Consider the following 25,629-nt stretch of genomic DNA (forward strand, 5'->3'; position numbering starts at 1 on the left):
CGACGAGTGGGTGCTATCCGCTACCAGGCAGGATCATGACTACCCACCTGTTTGATAATGACGTGCCGGGTGTCATTGTTGGTCAGGAAAAACACCCGGTCCGCTTGCGAGAGGCGGGTATGTGCATGCTCATAACCTGCAAAAGGCTTCGCCGGCGCATAGTTGGGGTAAGGATCGAATTTACTGCCGGGGTAACTCTTGGCAGCGTCATAAGGCGATTTGTTGTTGACCGCAATGTCATCTCTGAACTCCGCATATTTGGCCCGCGCAACGTTGCCCGGCTTGCCGTTGGGCAGGTAATCGTGTGCAGCGTAATCTTCAGTCAACGTCCACTTCGGAGGGGGTTCCGCACTGCCTCCCGCCTTCCCTTTGGCCATCTCCTTGGCAGCCTTTTTTGCCCCTTTTCCGGCAAGTCCCGGTCGGAATGCCGACTCGAGCTTTCTGCCAGTCTGAATTGCTGCTTTTGCCCCGGCTGCCAGCCCGGCGCCCAGTGACACGATCCCCAGCCCAAGACTCACCCAGCCAAGTAATGATCCCACCTCCGATTCCGGTGCCAGTTCACTGACCACTTCCCCGGCAATTCCCGCCAGCCCGGAAGCTAGCCCCAGGCCTAGCCCCACGAGAGCCAGCGTGCCGACACCGAGAGTCGCAAAGCTGAGCGCAATCCCCGCAACCCCAAGCGCAATCCCCAGAATCGACTGCCAGGAAAAATGCCCCGTCGGATCGACACGGTTGACCGGATCACCCAGGCAATACGCATAGGCATTCACCCCTCCAGCCCCGAACGGACTCATGCTGTCGGGTGACATGAAGCGCATCAGGGTCGGGCTGTAGGCCCGATAGCCATTGCCCAGCAGATACAGACCGGCGACGGGATCAAACTGCTCGCCATTGAAACCTGGCAGACTGAAAAAACCGCCTTCAGCCTCCCGATGCCCAAACGGGCTGTAGGCGATATCGGTAAGCCGGCCATTCTGCAGTTGTGTCAGCACGCTTTGTTGCTGATCCGTGCCGAACATCCTCACACCCGCATCCACTCCGACCTGGTGCTGTCCCAGCAACAGACCTTCGTGGCGCACGACACTGCACGAATCGCTGCCACACACATCGTTGATGGCATGTCCACCGCGATAGTAACGCTGAGTGTCTGCGCTACCCGGCTGCGACAGCGCCATCAGCCGGTCGAAACCGTCGTGCTGATAGCCCCGTACCCTCTGCCCCTGCGCATTACTGACACCGGTCAGACGCCCAAGCGTGTCGTAGGTCAACGTACGGCCCTGGTCATCCTTGATCATCCGGCCATTAGCGTCGTATTGCAGAGTGACCGGTTGCGGGTAATCAGCGTGGGAATGACTGATGTCCGTGAGCTGGGTGAAATCGACCTTGCTATAGCTGAAAGTCGTCAGATTGACGCCTTGGGGGAAACGGGTTTGCAGCGTGAGGAGGTTGTCCAGCGCATCGAAGGTGAATGTCTGTTCGACGATTTCCTTACCGTAGGGATCCCGTGGCCGTTGCGTGCCTTCACAGCTGTAATGGCTCAGTCGCCCACGCATGTCATAGGTAAAGCGCTCAGCGCGCAGTACTTGATTGCCGCGCTTCAAGACTTTCTGCGCCAGCTTGCCTGAGAGGGTGTAACTCGAGGTCAGTGTCTGACTTGCCTGACCCTCGACTTCAAACCGGCGGGTCGTTTCACGTCCGATATCGTCGTAGCTCAGATGCGTCTTCATGCGCAGGGCGGTTGATGTATCCCGGGCATCGATCAGCGCCAGCAATCCTGCGGTGTCATAGGTGTATTCGAACCGCAAGCTGCCTTGGGTGAAAGCAGACTTGCGCCCCCAACTGTCATATTCAGACTTGTGTTCGTTGCCAAGTCCATCGATGAAAATCAGCGGCCGCCCACCCAGCGACCAGGTGTGGGATGTTGTCTGGCGATGTTCACCGTACACGGTCGTTTCGGACTTCAAGCGCCCGGAAGGATAGTAGGCGAAACGATGCTCGCGCCCCTGCTCGATGCAGGTTTCAGGCTTGCCATGCAAGGCGTCGTAGGTGAAGCGCGCAAGCAATCCGTCAGCCTCGCGCTCAGCCAGCCTGCTCACTCCCTGCGACCAGGTGAATTCGACTTTTTTACCGTCAGCCCCCATTTGCCATCCGGCCTGGCTGGAGCCCGACACATACCCCGTTATGGATGTGCGCCCGCCTACCGTACTTTCAGTCAGGCGATCCAGCCCGTCGAATACCTGTCGGCCCAACTCCAGCGTGTCGACCTTGATCCTTGTCGGCAATGTTTCGGCGCTGTGATCGGCATATTCAGTCTCGACCGCATGCCCGTCCGGCAATTCGCTGCGAACCAATCGATCAAAGACGTCGTAGTGGTAGAGCGTCTCGTTGTCTTCCTGATCGGTCCGGCTAAGGGTTCTGCCGTAACCGTCATACTCAAGGACCGACTTGCCCAGGCTCTCCCCCTTCCGATCAAGCATCTCGATACTTTTCGGCTTGCCGAAAGCATTGAAGACCGAGACCGTCTTGCCCATTCCCTCCTGCCAGAGGGTTTCCCGGAGAGCGACCGGATCGAATTCGCGATGCTCTACGCGCCCGTCAGCATGATGCGTCTGTTTCACTTGCCCCCAACTGTCATAGACCAGTCGAGTAATGGCCGGACGGGCAACGCCATCCCACCAGTCTGTGCGGGTCTGCTTCACCAGATGCCCCGCCTTGTCGTGAAGTGCGGAGTACACCGTGCGCATAAGACTTTCTTGCGACGCTCCCTCATCGGGGTTGTCGCAATCAAGCTCCTTGATGCCGATCACACGTCCCAAACCGTCGTGGGTGACCGCTTGCACACCTCCCGCCGGATCCGTGACGGTCACGGTCGCTGGCGAAGTGCCGCTTGCCTCCTGATAAACCCAGGTCGTCGAAGCCGCATGGGCGGCGTCCGGGGAGAGCGTCTTGCGCACGCATCGACCAATGGCGTCGTACTCATAGTCGATCCGGCCACCGTCCTTGTCGGTCTCTGACAAGGTCAATCCGCTGTGTGTCGACAGGACTTGCGTCGTGCTTTGCGAAGTACCATCGAAACCGTGAACAGTGTGGGTCAGATGAAGGCGAGCACCTTCCAGCCGAGAGGAAAACGCCGTTCGGGTGGTGCGACAGTTCCGGGTAATGCGCTGCTCCTGCAATGCACCATGTCGGAGCCGGTCCGCCGGTGTATCGAAATAACTGTGCTCGACCTTTGAACGAAGAACCTCCTCGTCTTCCACCTTTTCGAAGAACTTTTCTTCGATGACCACGACGCTGGCCAGCGTCGAGCCTTGCAATGCCGGGTGCAAGGCATGGCGAAAACGGGTGCAGGTCGAGGCCCCGCCGCCGGGTGCGGCGATGACCGTCCTTTGCTTCTCGAAACGGACAAAGCCGAGCGGATCCACCGGGCAGTCCGGCGACTCGACCGCCGGATAGAACTCGGACAGCGTCGTGACACCGTCGGGCCCCACATGCCTGAGCAGGTTACCCACCGCATCAAACTCGGTGATCGTCGTCTCCTCGCGTTGCTTTTTGCCGAGACGGTTTTCGAACTTCAGTCTCTGGACCCGGGGCAGACGAAAGTGTGCCGGTTGTTCATTGAAAGGCTTTCCTGTTGCGAGGTGATACTCGGTGAACTGCGAAGTGACCGCCTCCCCGCACGTCGTCACCTGCGCAACCAGCAAATGGAATTTGTTGTACGTCCGTTTGATGTGACTGTGCACCTTGCCATCGACCACCAGGCGTTCCTCGGACGTGTACTGGTAACTCCAGGGTGCCGAGTAGAGCGGGTCACCGTCGTTGGATGGTTCCACCGACAAACCATGCCCAAGGAAATTACGGTCCGAAAACGTGTAGGTTCTGCTCGTTTTCGGCTGACCGTGACCCGGATAAATGTCATGGGCCATGACATGAGGCAGCGTCGCCGTCGCACCGGCGTCGCTGGCGGGCAGCAGATGCCCCTGCTCCTTGTAGCGAATGATTTCGACGGCCCCCAAGGGTGTCACGACCCGTTTCAGGTAGCCGATTTCATCGATGAGCGAATATTCAAGATCCCAGCCACGGCCCTCTGGCAAACCTATCTCCACGACCCGGTCGTTGCTATCGAGCTTCATTGTGAAGTCAGCCGCGGATGCCGTATCCGGGTTCTGGCTCAACGTAACCAGAGTGCCCTTGCGGGAGATTTTCAGCAGCGTCCGCTGGTCATCCCTGACTTCGATCAGCTCCGGATATTGATTGACCACTTTGTACATCAGTGTGATGCCTGCGCCGTTGGCCGCGACGATCCGCGTCGGGACTGCGACCAGACTGCCACTCTGCACCGTCAACTCTTCCCGATGTCCGTCCTTGTAACGAACATCAAAACGTCCGGCACCGGTTTTCACGACCTTGACGCTTTCCAGCTTCATTTCTCTGAACTGCAGACCCGCGACCGTTTCGACGGCCTTGTAACGTTCACCACTGAACAGGGTCATCATCTTGCTGCGCGTGTCGTAACGGGTCGTGGCCAGCGACCAGCCCAGCCCGAATCCGGTGTTTCGAGTATCAAGCGGGTTGAAACCCAGGGCGAGTCCGAACGAAGGTCCGTTGAGACCCGCAGATCGAACAGCTCCCAAAGACAAGGAGCAGGTATACAAGCCTGTCCGAGGATCAACACCGCCCGTAACAAACTCACCAAAATTGAATGCATTGGAATGCACGGAGACCGGAGATTTGTTCTCCATATATAAATTCCTTTTTTCACCACACAAGAACCAACTCACTCGACGAACTTCGAAGTTCAAGCCGACTGGATTGAAACCAAACAAAATAAGCCCGCGAAAATCTGCAGGAAAATCGCTGTTCAAACCAACTTGAATGCGCGTGCGGAAAAATCCGGTTTTATACGAAGCCAGTGCGCCGTACCGAACTCATCGAATACCGTCAGTTCAAAAACCTGATCCCGAACTGGTTGACGCTGATAGTCGGGAGAGAGATAGCTCAATACCGTCAGATTACCCGGCTGCTGATTGACTGGCGTCCCGACATATCCTTTCGGACCGCGAATGGTCACACTGGCACCATAGACCGGCGCCATGTAGCCGCAATAAGTTCTCCCCCCCGGGTGGGAATCAGCAATATTTCCGGAAGCAAAGAACAACGTCGCGTATTCGTCATCCTTTTGTACTTGCGTGCTGGTCCAGTCCAGAAGATGAATGGAACGGCGGTCAGCATAAAGACCCAGGCTGTATCGATGAACCGCGTCGAAACGATCAATGACGCTTTCACTGACCTTTTCCAGCGAAAAGTGGCTCACGGGATACTTGACCGGCGATATCGCCTCCAACGTCACGCTGCTGTCGCCCCCCAGTTGCCCGTTGCTGCGAACCACTTCATCGCCCAGGGTGATTTCGGCGGCGATTTGCAACGAGCCCGGCCTGGAGCTGCTGACCCAGAACTCATAGACCTGAACAGGTTCGGCAGGGTCGGTAATGCGGTTATGCGCAGCCGGGACCAGTGGAGTGGCCCGGGCGATGCCGCCCGCCATGTCATGGGCGTAGCGATTTTCCCGGGTCTCGACGTTCCAGCCCCCCGAGAGCGGCTGTGCGCCGTTATAGGAGATCAGGCGAAGGGTCTGCATAGCCGGATGTCCGTGAAGAGACACCTCGTTGGCCTGGGCATCGCCACCCGAAATCAAGACCAGCACCCGTACTTGCATCCGACCGTTGGCGTAGAGTTGCTTATGGCGAAGTGTGGGTGCTGAATCAAACTTGACTTCGAGCCTCTGAATACTGACGACTTCTTCAAACATCGATAACTTCCTGTATAAATATCAATTGACCCTTTCTTCAGAAAAATCAGGGAACGATCAAATATTAAACACATCACCAAAGCCTATAACAGCAGCAATAGCTGACAACATGTAAACAGAGCACTCGGAAGCACCAACCTGAAACACAAACTATAAAACCAGCCCTCTAAAACATAAAAAACACAACAAAAAGCCCACTTCCTCAACGCCAAAAAGACAAAGAAAAAAGTGGGCCATCTATTTTTTTACAACCAGACTTATTGCAAGACAACGACCGCTCAGTGTTTGTCAGGTGTCGGATTCCACCCCGCTATCAGAACTGTCGCTTGATTCGGAAGAATCATCGACATCAAGACCGTCCTCATCCGAGCGAATCTGCACTTTACGATCGAGACTGGCATTTTCCAGATAGTGGATGATTCGCTGCCGAGCCACTACGCCGAGCGGGTTATCCCTCAAATCCAGGTGAAGATTCTGCGTATCCGGAATGTCGAACAACTCATCGCCGATGATGGCAATGTCGTTCTCTCGCAAATCCACGCGAGTCAATGCGGGCAACCGCTCCATCCCGGACGGAAGCTCGTCGATCGCACAATCGCGCAGAAACAACTCTCGCAACCCCTGCATGAATCCCACAGGCGGGGCAATGCCCAATGGGTTCTCCCTCAAATCCAGTAACGTGAGGGTTTCGATCCGGGACAGGCCCTCGGTACTGCTCTCGGAAAGTCGAAGTGAATTTCCGTTCAATATCAGGTGTTGCAAATCCCGCATCTGGAAGATCGCCGGAGAAAATTCCTCCATTCGCACAGACTCCAGAATCAGGTAGCGAACGTTGGGAAAACTGTCTAAAAACCGACCCAACGATACATCGATATTGCGCGCGGTCAGCACCAGCTCTGTCACCCATTCAAACCGGGCGGACAAGTGCGGCAATTCCCCGGAGAATTCGATGAACGTCGAAAAGCCATGATCGGAAAAACCCTGATCCGGCACCGACTCACGCCGCCAGATCGCTAGCAGATCCTGACTGAATTTTTCACGCTTCTGTCGTTGGCTGGCGAGGACTTCAGCACTCAATCCGGACTCAGTGCCGGGATTAGTTGAACGCGCACTCCCTAGCCAGTCCTTCAGTTCTTCACGCAACGCTACAGACTCTTTTTCCAGTCGAACAAGAACGGAGTGCGGATCACTGTGTAAACGATCTCCGATGAAAGCCGTCACTTCGTCGTCCGCAAGTCCGGGATACAGCGCTCGCACTCGACGCTCGACAGATGCCTGCGAAATCAGGCGGCCTGAGAGTGCCGAGGAAGGTCCCGGCGCGAAAGTTTCAACATCGGCTTCGTCCACACCGGCAAGCTTTTGCACCCCGTTGCTGTCTTTCGGGTGCCAGTACCGGCGGTGTTGATCAGGCAACAGAAACGGCCCGGAAGGAACAAGCTCACTTCCCAGCATTGCTCGCCAATCTCCCGTAACGGGATCCCTGGCAACCTGGACAAAATGCCCGTCGGTCAATTCGATGTACCGGCGCTGCTTGATTATTCTGAATCCCTGAGCATCGGGTTCGGGCAGTTTAGCTGCAGCGCTGATCCAGAAATCGGCCAACACCGGGGGCATCGCTGCGGTTGCAGGCACCCGGGATGCGGATTCGGAAACAATCATGCTGTTCTCGACGACAGGCGAGGGAAGGGCATCCTGCCTGCCTGAATGGCCAGGGTCTGTTGTCGCAGGTGGCAATGCAGCGCGACGTGACACATCTGGCAGGTCGACATCCGCTCGCGGCGGTGCTTCATGACTTGGAGTGCGGGAAGTAGGTGGGTTCGGGGAGGGTGCAGGAGCAAAACCCTTTGGCGGCTTTTTGAGCATCAATTCTCATCCTTGAGCGATATTAAGTCAGCCCCATTTCGGTAAGGAACTGACGGACAATAGTGGTCCCTGCCGAAATGCCGGCAGGGATCATCGATATCACAGCTTACTGACTTATTCTTTTACAGTGAGTTTATATATCTATTGCCCTGTTGCAGGCTCACCCCCGTTCAAGAATGAACACACCTTCCGTAGCGTCGGTTCGAATGGCCAGTTTGTGTTCAGACCCGTATTGATCAATCGCGGAAAAATGAAACGCCTCATCCACCGTATACTTGGCGTAGCTGTACGTATACTCGGAAATGGCCTGCACAATAGTCAACTCACCGTGACGATCGTTTACCCGCACAAGATACTCCTGACTCACCTCTGAAGAGACACTGGCAGGCCCTGAAAATATGACGTCTAAAAAAGTGTTGTCATTGACCGGCAACTTTACAGTGACATCAGCCTGATCAGGACTTGCCAGAATACCTTTCAGATAATTGGTCGCAGGTGCTCCCAGCCAGTTACCGTGAGCAAAAATCAAGTTGCCTGTACCCCGCGACGCCACCCAGTCCACCAGTTTTATTTGCTGCCCCTGATGATTGAGTCCGAGGTAGTAATTCGAGATCCGGTTACCTGGCGCTTCATTCCCGCGCCGTACGCTTTTCAAGTGAAACTGCTCAAGCGAATAGCTGATCGGCAACTGCGCATCCAGCGTGATACTGCTGTCCTGACGATCGAGCAGACCAGTACCGTTGCTTTGAATAACGGTTCCGTTCAGTAAAATACGCGCCGCGATCTGCGTGGTACCGACCCCCGCCGAAGAAACCCAGAAGGTGCGCACATGAGGATGGGCGTGGTATTGCGACTCATCGTCCGATGCGTCCACCAAATCTGCAGAGACAGGAGCCTCCAGCGTATACCGTCCCTGTTCGGCACTGGCTTTCCAGCCGTCCCGCAATGTCCTCCCGGTATTGTAATGAATAAGTTCTACTGTATTCAGTACATCAGCCGGTACAGGAACATGATGACCGTTTTCATCGAAACCGGAGACCAGCACCTGCACTTTCACTTGCATACGCCCGTTGCCAAACAATACCTTGCTTCGCGTCGCGACCCCTGAATCGAACTTCACCTTCAACTCAATACTTTCAAGGGAAGCCGAATTATTCGAGCGTTCTGCAGACAGCTCATTAAACTCACTCATTCCTTCACTCCTGTGATTGACATCAGATCCAATGCACCCGCACTTTATTGGGCGGAGCCGGATATCAATATCACGCCATTCAAAAGCGAACTTGAAATCAAGTGTAAGAAGCTGTAGCCAGTTCTCAATGCTCGTCGTTATAAACGAACTTCGGCATTTCCCAATGGAAGCGGATCGCCAACAACCGCAGCAGAAAGCCACCGAACAGGGTGATCAGAATGGCCTGTTCGCTCGGCACATTCAGATACAGACAAAGCATGTAACACCACGCGGCGGCGAACGAGACACTGGCGTAGAGTTCGCGGCGGAAGATCAGCGGGATGTCGTTGCAGAAGATGTCGCGCAGGATGCCGCCGAACACCCCGGTGATCACGCCGCTGACCGAAGCCACCAGCATGCCGTGGCCCATTTCCAGAGCGGTCATGCAGCCGATCAGGGTGAACGCCACCAGACCGACGGCATCGAGCACCAGAAACAGCGAGCGCAGATGGCGCATCCAGCGTGCCGTGAACACGGTGATCATCGCTGCGACCGTGGTCAGCACCAGGTATTCCGGGTGTTTGACCCAGGTCAGCGGGTAGTGCCCGAGCAACACATCGCGTACCGAACCGCCACCCAATGCGGTGACGCAGGCAATCAGCACCACGCCGAACCAGTCCATGCCGCGACGGCCCGCAGACAGAGCGCCGGTCATGGCTTCGGCAGTAATGGCGACGAGGTAGAGCATCAGCAACATGGTGGCGATCCTGGCAGGAAGGCGCGCAGTCTAGCCATTTCAGAGCTGCATCAGAAGTGCGTTTTGCTGAACGTCTGCGACGAGGGGATCTGGCTGCTGCGCAGCCAGGCGGGAGCAAGCTCCCTCGCCACAAAGGTCGCCGATCTCAGAACCTGATGAAATGCTTGCGGTAGTGCTGCAGCTCGGCGATGGACTCACGGATATCGTCCAGTGCCAGGTGAGTGCTGCCCTTCTTGAAGCTGTCGCGCACGTCCGGCGCCCAGCGCGCCGCCAGTTCCTTGAGGGTGGAAACGTCGAGGTTGCGGTAGTGAAAGTAGCTTTCCAGCGACTTCATGTGGGTATAAAGGAAGCGACGATCCTGGCAGATGCTGTTGCCACAGATCGGCGACTTGCCCTTCGGCACCCACTGCTCGAGGAAAGCGATGGTTTCGGCTTCGGCTTCGGCCATGCTGACGCGGCTGTCACGCACGCGCTGGGTCAGGCCCGAGTTGCCGTGAGTGCGGGTGTTCCACTCGTCCATGCGGGCCAGGACTTCGTCGCTGTGGTGGATGGCGATCACCGGGCCTTCGGCCAGAGTGTTCAGGTCACTGTCGGTGACGATGGTGGCCATTTCGATGATGACGTCGTTTTCCGGATCCAGACCGGTCATTTCCAGGTCGATCCAGATCAGGTTCTGCGGGTTTTGCATAATTCGGCTCCTAGGCAATGCCGCGCAGTTTAGCCTAGGCCGGTGCCCGGGCGTGCTAAACTCGCGGCCGTTTTACCTAATCGCTGCATTCTTCAGACGGAACACCCATGGCCAAACGCCAACTCAATCGTCGTCAAAACTGGCGCATCGAAAAGATTCAGGGCGAGCGCGCCGCCCGCGCCGCCAAACGCGAGTCCTCGGCTGTCGAGGCGCTCGAAGGCGGCGACCTGGGCCCGGAACAGCACGGTCTGGTGATCGCCCACTTCGGTGTGCAGGTCGAGGTCGAGGCCGTTGACGGCGAACTGGCCGGCCAGGTCTTCCGTTGCCACTTGCGGGCCAACCTGCCCGCACTGGTGACCGGTGACCGGGTGGTCTGGCGCGCCGGCAACCAGGGCATTGGTGTGATCGTCGCGCAACTGCCGCGCACCACCGAACTGTGCCGCCCGGACAGCCGAGGCCAGCTCAAACCGGTGGCCGCCAACGTCGACATGATCGTCATCGTCTTCGCCCCGCTGCCCGAGCCCCATGCGAACCTGATCGACCGCTATCTGGTCGCAGCCGAGCACGCCGGCATCCGTCCGTTGCTGCTGTTGAACAAATTCGACCTGATCGACGAACAGAACGCCCCGGCGCTGAACGCACTTCTGGCGGTGTATCGCACCCTGGGTTATCCGGTGCTGGAAGTGTCGGCGCACCACGGCAACGGCATGGAGCAATTGCAAACGCTGCTCGACGGACGCATCAGCGTGTTCGTCGGTCAGTCCGGTGTCGGCAAGTCGTCGCTGGTCAACAGCCTGCTGCCGGACGTCGAAACCCGAGTCGGCCCGCTGTCCGAATGGTCGGGCCAGGGCACTCACACCACGACCACTGCGCGACTGTTCCACTTCCCCGGCGGCGGTGAACTGATCGACTCCCCGGGTATCCGTGAATTCGGTCTGGGCCACGTCAGCCGTGCCGATGTCGAGGCGGGGTTCATCGAGTTCGACGACCTGCTCGGCACCTGCCGCTTCCGCGACTGCAAGCACGATCGCGAACCGGGATGCGCCTTGCTCAAGGCCCTTGAAGACGGGCGCATCCAGCAGCAGCGGATGAACAGCTACCGCTCGATCATCGCCAGCCTTCCCGAAAACGGGTACTAAGCAGCCAGACACAAAAAAGCCGCGATCATCTCGCGGCTTTTTTGTGGGTCACTGTTTCGGCGCAGGCGCCGGTACAGTGGCCGGTGCAGCAGGCGCCGGGGCTGGCGCTGCGCTGCCCGGCTCGGCCGGTTTCGGCAGCGGGTCGTCGAACAGGTTCAGCCGTTCGCGCAACTCGTGGGCCGGCACCGGCTGCTGATCCGCCGGCAAGGCGTTCGGGTCGACCGGTTTGGCCGGATCGGCGCCGTTCTGCCCTTCGGCCGGTTTCGCCGGCTCAGCTCCTTGCGAACCTTCGATGGCGGCCTGGGCCTTCTTGGTCAGCACCACGATGTCGATACGGCGGTTGACCGGGTTGAACGGGTTCTCCTTGTCGAACAGCGCCGACGAGGCGTAACCCACCACGCGAGCCACTTGCCCGTCCGGATAGCTGCCCGCCACCAGCGCACGCCGGGCGGCGTTGGCACGGTTGGCCGAAAGCTCCCAGTTACCGAAGTCGCCGGTGCCGGTGTACGGCTTGGCATCGGTATGACCGCTGATGCTGATCTTGTTCGGCACCGCCTTGATGGTGTCGGCCATGGCCAGCAGGATGTCTTCGAAGTACGGCTTCAGGCGTGCGGAACCGGAGTCGAACATCGGCCGGTTCTCGGCGTCCATGATCTGGATGCGCAAGCCGTTCGGCGTGATCTCGAACAGGATCTGATCCTTGAACTTCTGCAGTTGCGGGTTCTCGTCGACCTTGTTCTGTAGTTCCTGCAGCAACAGTTCCAGACGTTCCTTCTCGACCTGCTCCGCCATGCCTTCAACCTGATCGGTGTCGACCGTGACCTTGTCCGGTTGCGGCTGCGACTTCACTTCAGGGTTGAGGGTGTTTTCCGGCGCCAGGGTCGGCGTACCGCCCAGGTCAATGATGTAAGGCGTGCCGCTCTCGGAGAAGCCGACCGGGTCCTTGAAGTAGCCGGCAATGGCGATCTTCTGTTCCGGGGTCGCGGTGGACAGCAGCCACAACACCAGGAAGAACGCCATCATCGCCGTCGCGAAGTCGGCGAAGGCGATCTTCCACGCCCCGCCGTGATGCCCGCCGGCGATGCGCTTGACGCGCTTGATGATTATCGGCTGGTTATTTTCCATGACTTAACGACCGCGAACGGCTTGTTCCAGCTCGGCAAAGCTTGGACGGTGAGCCGGGTACAGAACCTTGCGACCGAACTCCACGGCCAGCGATGGCGGCATGCCGGAAGCCGAAGCCACCAGCGAGGCCTTGATGGCTTCGTAGACGTTCAGCTCTTCCTTGGCATCGTGCGCCAGGGAGTGCGCCAGCGGGCCGAAGAAACCGTACGCCGCGAGAATACCGAAGAAGGTACCCACGAGTGCCGCACCTACGTGCAGACCGATGGACTTCTGATCGCCTTCACCCAGGGAGGCCATGGTCACCACGATACCCAGTACCGCCGCGACGATACCGAAACCCGGCATGGCGTCGGCGATGCCGTTCACCGCGTGGGACGGATGCTCGAGGTCTTCCTTGAGGCTGTACAGTTCCATGTCGAACAAGCCTTCCAGCTCGTGCGGCGCCATGTTGCCGGACGACATGATGCGCAGGTAATCGCAGATGAACGCGGTCATGCGTTCGTCTTTCAGCACCGCCGGGTACTTGGCGAAGATAGGGCTTGCAGCGGCATCTTCGATGTCGCCTTCGATGGCCATCATGCCTTCACGGCGGCTCTTGTTGAGGATTTCGTAGATCAGGCCAAGCACTTCCAGATAGAACGTGTGGCTGAAACGCGAGCTGAACATGCCCAGGGATTTCTTGAGCACGTGCATGGTCATGTAACCGGGGTTGGCCTGGAGGAATGCTCCGAGTGCCGCACCGCCGATGATCATCACCTCGAAGGGCTGGATCAGGGCGGCAATCTTGCCGTGGGAGAGCACGTATCCGCCGAGCACGCTCGCGAATACGACGATGATGCCGATAATTTTAGCCATAGGTAGAAAGTACTTATTTAAGTCGGGTTCAAGGTCATATTCGGAAGTTAAAAAATCTCTTCTTCTACTTATCGGCAAAACTGCGCCAGACTATAGCCAGTTCAGGCGAAAAGCCAATTTAGCCCATGCCGGGCGCGTCTACAGTCAGTGAAGATCTCGTCCAGACATGGCTAATGAAACGAACGTCCCACACGTAAAACCCACCACACTCGATGGCTGGGTGAAGCTGCTCGATGGCGTGCGCCTGCCGGTGCCGCAAGAGGCCCACGACAAGGTCTGCCGGGCGATCCGCGACAATCGCAGCTCGTTGCGCGACATTGCCGACCTGATGCAGGACAGCCCGGCGCTGGCCCTGAGCATCATCCGCGAAGCCAACCGCCATACCCAGGGCAGCCTGACCGCACCGGCGGAAAATCTCGAGGTGGCGATCAATCGCCTGGGGCTCGCCCGCACCGAAGAACTACTGGCACGCCTGCCCGCCGAACCGCAGGCGCAAATTCCCCAGGCCCTGCGCCAGATTCAGATGATCAGCCAGCACGCCACGCAGCAGGCCAACGGTTTTTTTGCCAGTCGCCTGGCGCGGCTGTGGCAGGACATTCACTGGGGCAGCCTGTTGTTTCTGTCGCCGCTGTGGCCGCTGGCGCTGACCTTTCCCAAACTGCTCGAAGAATGGGAAGTACGGGTCATCCACAAGGGCGAATCGGCCCGCGACGTGGAAAAACAATTGTTCGGCGTGCGCCTGCTGAAGATCGGTGCGGCACTGGTCGAAGCCTGGCGCCTGCCGATCTGGGTACAGCAGGGGTATCGATTGCTGCTCACCGAGCAACGCGAACTGGTCAAGGTTCTGCGGATCGCCCGCGACGTCGATCACCCGTTGCGCCAACAGAACCGCCTCGATGACGACCCGACCCTGCGCCACTGGCTCAATCAGCCAGCCAACACCGTGCTGCTGGCCAATGGTCTGGCGCTGTCGGCGCAACAAGCCTGGGACAGTCCGCACAGCGAGCGCTGGCAGTACCTGACCAGCCTTTATCTGCAAATCTCGATGGACGAGGTGCAACAACAGTTGCACCAGCAGGCCGCCAACAGCGCCCGCCGGCATTCGATGCCGGATCTGTGGCACCCGGCGGTTTCCCTGCTGTGGCCGTGGGGCACCCATCGCCTGCCCGCCGGCCTGTTGCCGGCCGCTGCACCCAATGCCGACGACCTCGCCAAATGGCGCCGGCAATGCGCCGAACTGCTGGCCGAACCGAGCCGTTTCACCAACGCCATGCACCTGACCATCGCCGCCCGCGACGCGCTGGTGGCCAGCGGCATGCGCCGGGTGATGATCCTGATGGCCGACCGCGCCCAGTCCAGTCTGCGGGTGCATCAGATTTCCGGTTTGCCGAAGGAAGCCGCTGCGCTGAACTTCGTCGTCAGCCAAAGCACCGTGTTGCAACGCTTGCTCGCGCAGCAGGCACAAGTGCGGATCACTCCGGAGAACAACGCCCAATTTTCCGCCCTGCTGCCGCCGTCCCTGCGTACGCTGTTCCGTGGCGAGCATCTGTTTCTGCGCTCGCTGGTCCATAACGGCCGGGTGATCATGATTGTGGTCGCCGACCAGGGTGGCGGACCGTTCGCCGACATCACCGTGCAAGCCTTCGGCAAAACCGCGCAGTGCATCGAGAAAGCCCTGCACAGCTTTAGCCAGCGCGGCCAATGACAGCTACAATCCTTCCCCTTTGTGCTCTGGAGACCTCACATGTCTGACTTCTCTGGCCTGGCGCTGGTGATCGAGCCGAGCGACCTGCTCCCGCGCCTCGACGCCCGCAACCTGATTCTGGTGGATCTGACCAGCGCCGCCCGCTATGCCGAGGGTCATATTCCCGGCGCACGCTTCGTCGATCCGAAGCGCACCCAGCTGGGCCAGGCACCGGCTCCGGGCCTGCTGCCGACAAAAGAAAAACTCGAGGAACTGTTCGGTGAACTGGGCCACAACAAGGACGCAGTCTACGTGGTCTATGACGACGAAGGCGGCGGTTGGGCCGGGCGCTTCATCTGGCTGCTCGACGTGATCGGTCACGACCAGTACCACTACCTCGACGGCGGTCTGCCGGCATGGCTGGCGGAAGGTTCGCCGATGTCGATCCAGATCCCTCCTGCAGTCGGCGGTCCGGTGGCCCTGACCCTGCGCGACGAACCGACCGCCACCCGCGAATACCTGCAAAGCCGCCTCGGTGCTGCTGATCTGGCGATCTGGGATGCTCGCGGGCCACTGGAGTATTCCGGCGAGAAAGTCTTGGCGGCCAAGGGTGGACACATCCCCGGCGCAGTCAATTTCGAATGGACGGCAGGTATGGATCAGTCGCGCCAGTTGCGCATCCGTACCGACATGCCGCAGATCCTCGAAAACCTCGGGATCACCAGGGACAAAGAAATCATCACTCACTGCCAGACCCACCACCGGTCCGGTTTCACTTATCTGGTGGCCAAGGCCCTCGGTTATCCGCGGGTCAAGGGCTACGCCGGTTCCTGGGGCGAATGGGGCAACCACCCCGACACCCCCGTCGAGCTTTAAGGATTTTTAAGGACAGTCATGAAAGAGCGTTTGTTTATCATCAGCCAGTACCTGCTGCCTCACCATTTGCTGTCGCGCCTGGCCGGCTGCATCGCCGAGTGCCGTGTGCGCTGGTTCAAGAATGCCTTCACCACCTGGTTCGCCAAGCGTTATCAGGTGGACATGTCCCAGGCGCTGGTTGAAGACGTGACCGCTTACGAGCACTTCAACGCGTTCTTCACCCGCGCACTGAAAGACGGCGCACGTCCGCTGGACCAAACGCCGGGCGCGATTCTCAGCCCGGCCGACGGTGCGATCAGCCAGCTCGGCCCGATCGAGCACGGCCGCATCTTCCAGGCCAAGGGCCACAGCTTTAGCGTGCTGGAACTGCTGGGTGGCGATGCAGCCAATGCCGCGCCGTTCATGGGCGGCGAATTCGCCACTGTCTACCTGTCGCCGAAGGACTACCACCGCGTGCACATGCCGCTGGCCGGCACCCTGCGCGAAATGGTCTACATCCCGGGCCGGATCTTCTCGGTCAACCAGACCACCGCTGAAAACGTTCCGGAACTGTTCGCCCGCAACGAGCGCGTAGCGTGCATCTTCGACACCGAGCGCGGGCCGATGGCCGTGGTGCTGGTGGGCGCGATGATCGTGGCTTCGATCGAAACCGTGTGGGCTGGCCCGGTCACGCCGCCAAAGCGTGAGCTGAAAACCTTCCGCTACGACGAAGCTGCCCGCGCACCGATTCATCTGGAAAAAGGCGCCGAACTGGGTCGTTTCAAGCTGGGTTCGACCGCGATCGTGCTGTTCGGGCCGGATCAGGTGAAGTGGGTTGAAGAACTGAAAGCCGGCTCGCCGGTACAGATGGGTCAGGCCCTGGCACTGTCGAACGCCTGAACCTGCTAATCCGCCCCTGCGCACGTCTGCGAAGGGGCGGACACGACCTGAACGGCGCCGTTACTCTATCTGCCCACGGAAGCCGATCGGCCCTTCGTTGGCGTAGGTATTGGTGCCGCTGAGGTTTTTCCCGCCGTCACTCGAGCTGACATTCAACGCGATAACGTTCTGGTTATCCCGACCGCCGATCACCCATTTGCCACCTGGATGCCATGGGGCATCGTTGCCACCCCACTGGTTCTCGACGTTGTACTGGTTCTGACCAGTGCGCTGAGCCTTGAAGCCAATAGGGCCTTCGCCGGCGTAGGTCATGGTGCCATTGAAGGTTTTGCCGCCGTCGCCGGACTTGATGTCGATGGCGACGACTTTCTGGTTGTCCCGCGCGCCCAGAACCCAGGTTCCACCCGGATGCCAAGGTGCCGAACTACCGCCCCACTGGTTTGCCACTGCGTATTTAGACATGAACCTCATCTCCTTGAAGTTTTTCAGAGACCTGCCCGACGTTGGCGGCAAGCCGTGCAACCGTGCGTTTCCGATCGCACGCCAGAGAGCCTAGTAGCGCCTGCCGAAATGGCATCAGGCCAGCAGACCAACGGTAAAAAAGCCCGACAAGCGCCTGCGAAACGGACCACAACTGCTAGAGTTTTGGCATTGCCCTATTCGCCGCCGGAGCTGGTCACGGCATGAGTGAGCCTCGATTCCAACCGCATCTGAGCGCACCGACGCCAACGCAGTTGCGCCTGTCTTTCTGTGAAGCGACCCCGCGCGATCTCAAGCGCTGGATCGCCGGCCTGCCGAAAGCCAACATCGGCGAAACCGCGCGCCAGCTCTATCAGGGCCTCGGCGAACTCAATCAATTGCTGACGCCCAGCGACAACCGCCTGCACCTGCTGGAGTTGTTGCGGCCCGAGGTGTACTTCGTTTGCCAACACCTTGAGCGGCACTTTCTGCATCAGGCGATCATGCTCGACGAGCGATCGCGCAAGATCAGCAACCTCTGTCAGGCGCTGCAAAGCCATCTGGCCATCGGTTACAAGCAGATCATTCTGCGCATCGCGCCCAAATACTCAAAAGACCGGGCCGCCCTGCTGAGCGAGGCGCTACAACGCGCCGTTCATGCACTGAAAGGGCAACTGGTGCGCGCCACGCAGTTGTACAGCCCGGCGCCAGAGCAGCTGTGGTTTGAGCTGCACCAGTTGTTTCGCTGTGCCTGCGACTTGCAGTTGCAACACCGTCGGGTCCGTGACGATCTGGCCAGCCTCGCCGGCGAACTGAGTGTCGAACAGACCTATATCGCCGCCCTGCTGCTGGGCAGCGCCCGTTGCAATCAGTTGCGGCAGAACCCGATCGCCCAACTCGCGCAGGTGCTTGAACCCTGGAGCGCCTGGCTGAAACTGCATCCCGGTGCCTCGGGCGAAGGGCTGTTCGCGATTTCTGCGGAGATCGACGCCGGCCCGCGTTATCGCAGCAAATTTCGCAGCGAACAGCAGTCGGGGCTGCTCGGCTTCGATCCGCAACCACTGGTGAATGCCATCGAAGCTCACCTGCTGCATCAGGACACGTCGACACCGCTGCCGGTGCCGGCCGGCCTGACCCTCGACACCCTGCAACACCTGCATGCCACCTGGGGCGAGGCCGCCGAACGCAGCTTTCAGCGCACCGTCGGCCAGGGCAACCTGACCGTGTGTGTCGGCATGAGCGCCCTGCACTTCTATCTCGGCGGTGAACGCACATTCAGCGAATTGCTCAAGCATCCCGGTTCACGCGCCGCAAACTTCAGCCGCGCAGTGGTCCAAGGCGAAAAGGACAGCTGGAGCCAGGCCTTCGACGCCGCTCCGCAAAGCAAAACCGACGAATTCCTGCCCTACGAGGAAATCCGCTACGAACCGCTGGCCGACGACGAGGGCGACGCCGACAGCCCGCCGCATTACCCGACTTATGCGTTGCCGGTCATCAACCACAGTCCCGGCGGTTACTGCCTGGCGTGGCCAAAAGAAGTGCCTGCCGAATTGCAGACCGGGGAAATGATCGGCATCCAGGACACCACGAATCAGGGCTGGAGCATTGCCGTGGTGCGCTGGATCCGTCAGGTGCGCGGCGCCGGGACACAAATGGGCATCGAACTGGTAGCGCCACACGCCCAGCCCTGCGGACTGCAACTGGTGCGCACCCGGGACGATCACAGTCATTACCTGAGAGGTTTGCTGTTGCCGGAAATCAGCGCCATCGACTTGCCCGCAACGCTATTGGCGCCGCGATTGCCGTTTCAGGAAGGCAACAAAGTGCTGATCAACACCCAGGGTGAAGAGCACCGCGCCGGGCTGGATCGGCGGGTGGCAAGCACACACAGTTTCAATCAGTTTGCCTATCGTTCGCTGGAGGCCGCGCAGAATGGCGGGAGCGAGGAGGATTTCGACTCGTTGTGGAAATCCCTTTGAGCCAGGATCGCAGCCGAGGGCCGCGATCCTTTGCCTATGTCAGAGCTGCCCGTCGCGATCCCGGAAGCCCAGCAGATACAGCACGCCATCCAGCCCGAGGGTGGAAATGGCCTGCTTCGCCGACTGCTTGACCAGCGGCTTGGCGCGGAACGCCACGCCCAGACCGGCAATCGCCAGCATCGGCAGATCGTTGGCGCCGTCGCCCACGGCGATGGTCTGTTCCAGGCGCAAGCCTTCTTTTTCAGCCAGTTGTTTCAGCAGATCGGCCTTGCGCTGGGCATCGACGATGGGCTCGATTGCCACGCCGGTGCACTTGCCGTCGACCACTTCCAGTTCGTTGGCGAACACATAGTCGATGCCGAGCTTGGCCTGCAGTTGCTTGGCGAAGTAAGTGAAGCCGCCGGACAGGATCGCGGTCTTGTAGCCCAGACGCTTGAGTTCGGCGAACAGGGTTTCGGCGCCTTCGGTCAGGCGCAGGGAGGCGCCGATCGAATCCAGCACGCTGACATCCAGCCCCTTGAGCAACGCCAGACGCTCCTTGAAGCTGGCGCGGAAATCCAGCTCGCCGGCCATTGCCCGCTCGGTGATTTCCGACACATGGTCGCCCACACCGGCGGCCTTGGCCAGCTCGTCGATGACTTCGGCTTCGATCAGGGTCGAGTCCATGTCGAACACCGCCAGGCGACGGTTGCGACGGAACAGCGAGTCTTCCTGGAAGGCGATGTCGACATTCAGTTCCTGGGCCACGCTGAGGAATTCGGCGCGCAGGGCCTGCGGATCGGCCGCTTCGCCACGTACGGAGAACTCGATGCAGCCCTTGCCCTTGTCGGCCGGCGTGTCCAGCGGCATGCGACCCGACAGACGGTCGATATGGTCGATGTTCAGGCCATATTTGGCGGTGATCGAGCTCACGGCCTGCAACTGGCCGGCGGTGACCTTGCGGGTCAGCAGGGTGACGATGTGGCGCTTCTTGCCCTGATTGCCCACCCATTGCTGGTAATCCTCTTCGGACACCGGGGTGAAACGCACCTGCTGGTCGAGCTCGTAGCCCTTGAACAGGATGTCCTTGAGCACCGACTTGCCTTGCTCGGAGTCGGGAATTTCGACGAGGATGCCGAACGACAGCATGTCGTGGATCACCGCCTGACCGATGTCGAGGATATTCACACCACCCTGGGCCAGAACACCAGTAATGGCCGCCGTCAGACCCGGACGGTCGACTCCCGTGATGTTAATCAGGACGATTTCGCGCAACGCGCACCCCCGCAACTGGAAAAAAACCGCATTCTACCCACTTTCAGTGACCATCGGGCACCGCCAGCGCTTTGCCGGTCTAGGGCCTGTCGCTATACTGCGCGTCAACTTCACGGACAAAAGAGCCGAGCTCAGTGAACCGGCCCACGCCAGTTAAAACCGATAACTTCTTCCTGCTGATCTTCCGTGCACTGCGCCACCGCCGTGTACCGATTGCATTGCGCATTGCCAGCCATAACGTGATCCTGGTCGCCCTGGCCCTGTTGATCTATGCCTGCGTGATGGGTTTGCAGTTCAAGCAGGCCATGCACGAGCAGGCCGATGCGCTGGGCGAAAGCCTGACCACGCAGACCGCCACTTCCGCGACCGAGCTGCTGGTGTCCAACGACATCCTCAGTCTCAACGTGCTGCTCAACAACCTGACCAAGAACAAGCTGGTGGCCCACGCCGCCATCTACAGCGTGGACAACCGCATCCTCGCCGAATCCGGTCAGCGGCCCAAGCACAGCCTGCTGGGCGAGGCCGAGGGCATGTACGAGAGCAAGATCACCTTCCAGGACGTGACTGCCGGGCAACTGCGCATCAGCCTGGACATGGATCAGTTCCAGCAGCCGATGACCATCAGCCTGCAGAGCATGGGCATTCTGAGTGCGATCCTGCTGGCGCTGTCTCTGGCCCTGAGCTTGCGTCTTGGCCGGCACATCTCCACGCCGCTGCTGCAACTGCGGGTCTGGCTGCGCCGGATCGACGAATACACGCCGGGGACCGAGCGTCAGGACGAGATCGGCGATCTTGCCCGTCAACTGCACGCCAACTTTGCCCCGGAGCCCGCCCCCAAGCCTGAGCCGGAGCCCGAGTTCGAGGACGATGACGTCGAGCCGGAATTCGAAGTGCGCAACCTGCGTGATCCGAGCTTTGACGAAACCCGCCCGATGGCCGCACAGAAACCTGCGCCACGCCATGTGGTCAGCACCGTTGAAGACGACGATGACGAGGATCCGTTTGCTGACCTGCGTGACGAGTCGCTGAACGAAACCGCACCACCTGCCGTTCGCCAGCCAACCCCGAGCGTGCCGCAACACACTGCGGTGCTGGCCGTGCAACTGGGTTCGCAAGAGCAATTGCGCCGTTTGCCACGGGCACGCCTGGAAGAGTTGCAGGAGCGCTATCGTGACTGCCTGGAGCAGGCTGCTTCGTTGTATCAGGGTGAAATCGAAACCCTGAACGACGGCAGCACGCTGATGCTGTTCCACACCGAAGACAGCGGCGACGATTACCTGACCAACGCCATCTGCTGCGGCGAACTGCTGCGAGCCCTGGGTCACCAGTTGCAGATCGAAGTCGCCGACAGCGGCATCACCCTGCAATTGCAGCTGGGTCTGACTCTCGGTGATGAGCTGTTCGGGCTGAGCCAGATCGACCTGCTGCTGACCGATTCCGCCCAGGACGCCCTGGCCCTGTCGCAACACAGCCGCAACCTGCTGCTGGTGGAGCGCAAGATCGGTGACGACGCGCTGATCCGCCAGCGTGCGCGGATCCGGCCGATTGCCAGCCCTGAAGGCGCGTGCTGTGTTGAGCGCTTGATGGAGCCTTATCCGTCGATGCTCGAGCGGCAACTGGCGCGGATGCATGAGCGTCGGGCCTGAGGCCTTGATGTGAAGAAGCCCGCAGATGAGTGATTGTCTGCGGGCTTTTTTGTGTGTGGTGGTTTCGTGATTGCGCCTAGCCTTGAAGAGCCCCTCACCCTCTCCCTCCGGGCGGTCCGACGTTTCGGGAGGGCTGGGCGGGCGGCGTTTCCGATGAGGGCGCTTTTGGTCTTCTACTCAGCCCCCAGACACAAAAAAGCCCGCACAAGGCGGGCTCTGTCCTGACTCGTTCCAGCCTCAGAAGCGGAACACTTCCATATCCGTACGAATCGGCGAAGCCATCGGGATCTTCGGCTGTTTCTCGGCTTCCGCCGCCGGCGCGGCCGGTTTTGGTGCCGGTTTGCGCGGTGCTTCGGCAACCGGTGGCTGGTTGGCCAGCGGTTTGAGCGCGACCGAGAGCTGCTCGGCCAGACGCTGCAACAGGATGCCCTGGGCCTGAACCTGCGAAGCCGTGCCGCCACTGTGCAGTTCCTGCAGGTGAACGATGCGGTTGTCCCGCACCTGGCCACGACGGTCGATCAGGCGCCACTGCGCGTCGAGAATCGCCGGTTGCTTGGCACCGGAGTCCAGACGCGTGATGGTCAACAGCACCTGCACATCCGGAGTGAACCCGGTGGTGGCCGGTGCCAGCACTACACGTTGACTGTCCAGATGACCGGCAACCTGACGCAGCAGCAATTGATCGATATCCGACGAAAGGCTGCCGGCCCAGCGGCCATCGACCGCAGCCTGCAGGCTGCCGTCCGGCTGACGTTGCAACAGGGTTTCACGTTGCAGGTAATCGGCAACGGTCACAGGGCCCAGCAAAACCGCCATGCCCGCGCTTTGCGCAGGCTGAGCCGGACTTCCGCTGTCCAGCTGATACAGCGACACCGGCTGGTGGACGCTGCAACCCGCCAGGCCAAGAACGCCGGCGAGCAGGAAAATAAGGGGGCGCAGAGAAGTCATCATCCCGTCCAGGTGGCCGCCACAAGGCTGACCACAGTGAAAATACTCAAAAAATATGAAGAACGCTCGGCCACGCCGGCGCTTGGAAAGGCCATATCATCCGTGAATATGCGTTCCGACTCCAGCGCCAAAGCGCCGATCTACGGGTTAAATCGAAGATCGGACGCTCTAGAGAGGCGTTCTCACTCATTTTCTCCGTCGGAGAAATCAGTGCGAATGCCCCCTGGCCGCTTAATTGAGGTTTTCGACGAGCAGCGCGTCCACCCGCTGGAAGCCCCGTGGCAGTTTATTGCCACGACGACCACGCTCACCCTTGTAGTGTTCGAGGTCGTCGGCTTTCAGCGACAGGGTACGTTTTCCGGCCTGCAGCACCAGCGTGGCGCCTTCCGGCAGAACGGCGATGTCCGTGACATATTCTTCGCGACTGGCCACACGCTCACCGGAAATACCGATGATCTTGTTGCCTTTGCCCTTCCCTAATTGTGGCAGATCGCTGATTTTGAAGATCAGCAGGCGACCCTCGGTCGTGACCGAGGCCAGCCAGTTCTGCTCGCGGTCGGCCACCGGACGCGGCGCGATCACCTTGGCGTTGTTCGGCAGGCTCAACAGGGCCTTGCCGGCCTTGTTCTTGGCTTGCAGGTCTTCGCCTTTCACCACGAAACCGTAGCCGGCGTCAGAGGCGATCACGTACAGCGCGTCGTCCTCCGGCATCAGCACGCATTCGAACGTGGCGCCGGGCGGTGGCGTCAGACGGCCGGTCAGCGGCTCGCCCTGGCCCCGTGCAGAAGGCAAGGTGTGCGCGGCCACCGAATAACTGCGACCGGTGGAGTCGATGACCACGGCTGACTGGTTGGAACGCCCCGCCGCCGAAGTCTTGAAGCCGTCGCCAGCCTTGTACGACAGGCCGGTGGCGTCGATCTCGTGGCCCTTGGCCGAACGAATCCAGCCTTTTTCCGACAGCACGACGGTGACTTTCTCGTTCGGCAGCAGATCGTGTTCGGTCAGTGCCTTGGCTTCGGCGCGCTCGACGATTGGCGAACGGCGGTCATCGCCGTAGGTTTCAGCGTCTTTCAACAGCTCGCTGCGAACCAGCTTCTTCAGCTTGGCTTCACTGCTCAACAGCGCTTGCAGCTTGGCTTGTTCCTTGAGCAGTTCGTCCTGTTCATCGCGCAGCTTCATCTCTTCCAGTCGCGCCAACTGACGCAGACGGGTGTCGAGGATGTAATCGGCCTGGATCTCGCTGAGGGCGAAGCGCTCGATCAGTTTGGCTTTCGGCTGATCCTCGGTGCGGATGATGTGGATCACTTCATCCAGGTTGAGGTAAGCGATCAGCAAACCGTCCAACAGGTGCAGGCGACGCTCGACCTTGTCGAGGCGGAATTGCAGGCGACGACGCACGGTCAGCACGCGGAATTCCAGCCACTCCACCAGCAACGCCCGGAGGTTTTTCAGCTGCGGCTTGCCGTCCAGACCGATGATGTTGACGTTGACCCGATAGGTCGACTCCAGCTCGGTGCTGGCGAACAGGTGCTGCATCAGCGCTTCGTGATCGACGCGGCTGTTGACCGGAATGATCACGATGCGGCAAGGGTTTTCGTGGTCGGATTCGTCGCGCAGATCGGCGATCTGCGGCGCTTTCGACGGTTTGGCCTGCATCAGCGCGGCGATCTGTTCCAGCACCTTGGCCCCGGAGACCTGGTGCGGCAGCGCGGTGACGATGATGTCGCCGTCCTCGACGTGGTACACGGCGCGCATGCGCACCGAACCCTTGCCGGTTTCGTACATTTTCAGCAGGTCGGCGCGCGGGGTGATGATTTCCGCTTCGGTCGGGTAGTCCGGGCCCTGAATGTGTTCGCAGAGCTGTTCGACCGTTGCTTTCGGCTCATCGAGCAGGCGCACGCAGGCGGTGGCGACTTCGCGCAGGTTGTGCGGCGGCACGTCGGTGGCCATGCCCACGGCGATACCGGTGGTGCCGTTGAGCAGGATGTTCGGAAGGCGCGCAGGGAGAACCAGCGGTTCCTGCAGGGTACCGTCGAAGTTCGGGCCCCAGTCCGCAGTGCCCTGGCCCAGCTCGCTGAGCAGCACTTCGGAATAACGCGACAGGCGCGCTTCGGTGTAACGCATGGCGGCGAAGGATTTCGGATCGTCCGGCGCACCCCAGTTACCCTGGCCGTCCACCAGCGTGTAGCGATAGCTGAACGGCTGGGCCATCAGCACCATTGCTTCGTAGCACGCCGAGTCGCCGTGGGGGTGGAACTTGCCGAGCACGTCGCCGACGGTACGCGCCGACTTCTTGTGCTTGGAATCGGCGTCCAGCCCCAGCTCGCTCATGGCGTAGACGATACGCCGCTGTACCGGTTTCAGACCGTCGCCGATATGCGGCAGGGCACGGTCCATGATCACGTACATGGAGTAGTTGAGGTAGGCATTTTCGGTGAAGTCAGCCAGTGACCGGCGTTCTACACCGTCCAGGCTGAGATCAAGGGAGTCGCTCATGCGG

At 59.9% G+C, this 25,629-nt stretch carries 18 protein-coding genes; 6 read left to right on the forward strand and 12 right to left on the reverse strand.

Going from position 1 to position 25,629, the window contains the following annotated elements:
* Window positions 1-20 precede the first annotated feature (20 nt).
* The 6 genes from AC07NR_RS14455 to orn form a co-directional block, all read right to left on the reverse strand.
* Window positions 21-4,739 (reverse strand): RHS repeat-associated core domain-containing protein, encoded by a 4,719-nt coding sequence (locus AC07NR_RS14455; protein ID WP_495078824.1) that lies wholly within the window; start codon window positions 4,737-4,739, stop codon window positions 21-23.
* 119 nt (window positions 4,740-4,858) lie between these two features.
* Window positions 4,859-5,806 (reverse strand): hypothetical protein, encoded by a 948-nt coding sequence (locus AC07NR_RS14460; RefSeq protein WP_248738530.1) that lies wholly within the window; start codon window positions 5,804-5,806, stop codon window positions 4,859-4,861.
* Between the two features lie 288 nt (window positions 5,807-6,094).
* Window positions 6,095-7,465, reverse strand: coding sequence for a leucine-rich repeat domain-containing protein (locus tag AC07NR_RS14465; RefSeq protein ID WP_495078825.1), 1,371 nt, complete (start codon window positions 7,463-7,465; stop codon window positions 6,095-6,097).
* A 364-nt stretch (window positions 7,466-7,829) separates the two neighbouring features.
* A complete protein-coding gene (locus AC07NR_RS14470; RefSeq protein ID WP_248738532.1) occupies window positions 7,830-8,861 on the reverse strand; it encodes a hypothetical protein in 1,032 nt (343 codons plus the stop codon).
* A gap of 124 nt (window positions 8,862-8,985) precedes the next feature.
* A complete protein-coding gene (locus AC07NR_RS14475) occupies window positions 8,986-9,597 on the reverse strand; it encodes a trimeric intracellular cation channel family protein (RefSeq protein ID WP_064379088.1) in 612 nt (203 codons plus the stop codon).
* 145 nt (window positions 9,598-9,742) lie between these two features.
* Window positions 9,743-10,285, reverse strand: a complete 543-nt coding sequence (orn, locus tag AC07NR_RS14480; RefSeq protein ID WP_423204780.1) for an oligoribonuclease — start codon at window positions 10,283-10,285, stop codon at window positions 9,743-9,745.
* 107 nt (window positions 10,286-10,392) lie between these two features.
* On the opposite strand from orn, the gene rsgA reads away from it, so the two are divergent.
* Complete coding sequence (gene rsgA, locus AC07NR_RS14485; protein ID WP_085711151.1) at window positions 10,393-11,424, forward strand: small ribosomal subunit biogenesis GTPase RsgA; 1,032 nt, start codon at window positions 10,393-10,395, stop codon at window positions 11,422-11,424.
* Window positions 11,425-11,472: 48 nt separating this feature from the next.
* Here the strand turns inward: rsgA and motB are convergent, their stop codons facing one another.
* Together motB and motA are read right to left on the reverse strand one after the other, a co-directional pair.
* A complete protein-coding gene (motB, locus tag AC07NR_RS14490; protein WP_495078826.1) occupies window positions 11,473-12,549 on the reverse strand; it encodes a flagellar motor protein MotB in 1,077 nt (358 codons plus the stop codon).
* A gap of 3 nt (window positions 12,550-12,552) precedes the next feature.
* Entirely contained in the window at window positions 12,553-13,404 is an 852-nt protein-coding gene (gene motA, locus AC07NR_RS14495) for a flagellar motor stator protein MotA (protein ID WP_169428596.1), read from the reverse strand.
* Window positions 13,405-13,570: 166 nt separating this feature from the next.
* On the opposite strand from motA, the gene AC07NR_RS14500 reads away from it, so the two are divergent.
* Genes AC07NR_RS14500 through asd form a run of 3 tightly spaced genes read left to right on the forward strand, consistent with a single transcriptional unit; the run spans window position 13,571 to window position 16,843 of the window.
* Entirely contained in the window at window positions 13,571-15,109 is a 1,539-nt protein-coding gene (locus AC07NR_RS14500) for an HDOD domain-containing protein (RefSeq protein ID WP_495078827.1), read from the forward strand.
* A gap of 39 nt (window positions 15,110-15,148) precedes the next feature.
* Window positions 15,149-15,964: a rhodanese-like domain-containing protein gene (locus AC07NR_RS14505; protein WP_495078828.1), complete on the forward strand. Its 816-nt coding sequence runs from the start codon at window positions 15,149-15,151 to the stop codon at window positions 15,962-15,964.
* A gap of 18 nt (window positions 15,965-15,982) precedes the next feature.
* Window positions 15,983-16,843, forward strand: coding sequence for an archaetidylserine decarboxylase (asd, locus tag AC07NR_RS14510; RefSeq protein ID WP_495078829.1), 861 nt, complete (start codon window positions 15,983-15,985; stop codon window positions 16,841-16,843).
* A gap of 60 nt (window positions 16,844-16,903) precedes the next feature.
* On the opposite strand, the gene AC07NR_RS14515 is transcribed toward asd, so the two are convergent.
* Complete coding sequence (locus AC07NR_RS14515; protein WP_495078830.1) at window positions 16,904-17,305, reverse strand: lectin OAA family protein; 402 nt, start codon at window positions 17,303-17,305, stop codon at window positions 16,904-16,906.
* Between the two features lie 221 nt (window positions 17,306-17,526).
* Between AC07NR_RS14515 and AC07NR_RS14520 the strand changes: the two genes are divergently transcribed.
* Complete coding sequence (locus tag AC07NR_RS14520) at window positions 17,527-19,281, forward strand: cyclic-di-GMP receptor FimW-related protein (protein WP_495078831.1); 1,755 nt, start codon at window positions 17,527-17,529, stop codon at window positions 19,279-19,281.
* Window positions 19,282-19,320: 39 nt separating this feature from the next.
* On the opposite strand, the gene serB is transcribed toward AC07NR_RS14520, so the two are convergent.
* Window positions 19,321-20,535, reverse strand: a complete 1,215-nt coding sequence (gene serB, locus AC07NR_RS14525; RefSeq protein WP_495078832.1) for a phosphoserine phosphatase SerB — start codon at window positions 20,533-20,535, stop codon at window positions 19,321-19,323.
* A 134-nt stretch (window positions 20,536-20,669) separates the two neighbouring features.
* Here serB and AC07NR_RS14530 point away from each other — a divergent pair, with 134 nt between their 5' ends.
* Window positions 20,670-22,181, forward strand: a complete 1,512-nt coding sequence (locus tag AC07NR_RS14530) for an AhpA/YtjB family protein (protein WP_495078833.1) — start codon at window positions 20,670-20,672, stop codon at window positions 22,179-22,181.
* Between the two features lie 237 nt (window positions 22,182-22,418).
* Here AC07NR_RS14530 and AC07NR_RS14535 read toward each other — a convergent pair whose 3' ends face one another.
* Both AC07NR_RS14535 and parC read right to left on the reverse strand, forming a co-directional pair.
* Window positions 22,419-23,129, reverse strand: coding sequence for a PqiC family protein (locus AC07NR_RS14535; RefSeq protein ID WP_085711143.1), 711 nt, complete (start codon window positions 23,127-23,129; stop codon window positions 22,419-22,421).
* A gap of 231 nt (window positions 23,130-23,360) precedes the next feature.
* Window positions 23,361-25,625 (reverse strand): DNA topoisomerase IV subunit A, encoded by a 2,265-nt coding sequence (gene parC / locus AC07NR_RS14540; RefSeq protein ID WP_085732649.1) that lies wholly within the window; start codon window positions 25,623-25,625, stop codon window positions 23,361-23,363.
* Window positions 25,626-25,629 lie beyond the last annotated feature (4 nt).

Source organism: Pseudomonas sp. GW821-FHT09C09, from assembly GCF_059418105.1.

Bases quoted from the DNA above. Each gene is read 5' to 3' on its own strand.
- AC07NR_RS14505 (WP_495078828.1), top strand. From the start codon at position 15,149: ATGTCTGACTTCTCTGGCCTGGCGCTGGTGATCGAGCCGAGCGACCTG.
- AC07NR_RS14470 (WP_248738532.1), bottom strand. From the start codon at position 8,861: ATGAGTGAGTTTAATGAGCTGTCTGCAGAACGCTCGAATAATTCGGCT.
- motB (WP_495078826.1), bottom strand. From the start codon at position 12,549: ATGGAAAATAACCAGCCGATAATCATCAAGCGCGTCAAGCGCATCGCC.
- AC07NR_RS14500 (WP_495078827.1), top strand. From the start codon at position 13,571: ATGGCTAATGAAACGAACGTCCCACACGTAAAACCCACCACACTCGAT.
- AC07NR_RS14515 (WP_495078830.1), bottom strand. From the start codon at position 17,305: ATGTCTAAATACGCAGTGGCAAACCAGTGGGGCGGTAGTTCGGCACCT.
- AC07NR_RS14465 (WP_495078825.1), bottom strand. From the start codon at position 7,465: ATGATTGTTTCCGAATCCGCATCCCGGGTGCCTGCAACCGCAGCGATG.
- AC07NR_RS14535 (WP_085711143.1), bottom strand. From the start codon at position 23,129: ATGACTTCTCTGCGCCCCCTTATTTTCCTGCTCGCCGGCGTTCTTGGC.
- rsgA (WP_085711151.1), top strand. From the start codon at position 10,393: ATGGCCAAACGCCAACTCAATCGTCGTCAAAACTGGCGCATCGAAAAG.
- motA (WP_169428596.1), bottom strand. From the start codon at position 13,404: ATGGCTAAAATTATCGGCATCATCGTCGTATTCGCGAGCGTGCTCGGC.
- asd (WP_495078829.1), top strand. From the start codon at position 15,983: ATGAAAGAGCGTTTGTTTATCATCAGCCAGTACCTGCTGCCTCACCAT.
- AC07NR_RS14520 (WP_495078831.1), top strand. From the start codon at position 17,527: ATGAGTGAGCCTCGATTCCAACCGCATCTGAGCGCACCGACGCCAACG.
- AC07NR_RS14455 (WP_495078824.1), bottom strand. From the start codon at position 4,739: ATGGAGAACAAATCTCCGGTCTCCGTGCATTCCAATGCATTCAATTTT.
- AC07NR_RS14460 (WP_248738530.1), bottom strand. From the start codon at position 5,806: ATGTTTGAAGAAGTCGTCAGTATTCAGAGGCTCGAAGTCAAGTTTGAT.
- parC (WP_085732649.1), bottom strand. From the start codon at position 25,625: ATGAGCGACTCCCTTGATCTCAGCCTGGACGGTGTAGAACGCCGGTCA.
- AC07NR_RS14475 (WP_064379088.1), bottom strand. From the start codon at position 9,597: ATGTTGCTGATGCTCTACCTCGTCGCCATTACTGCCGAAGCCATGACC.
- orn (WP_423204780.1), bottom strand. From the start codon at position 10,285: ATGCAAAACCCGCAGAACCTGATCTGGATCGACCTGGAAATGACCGGT.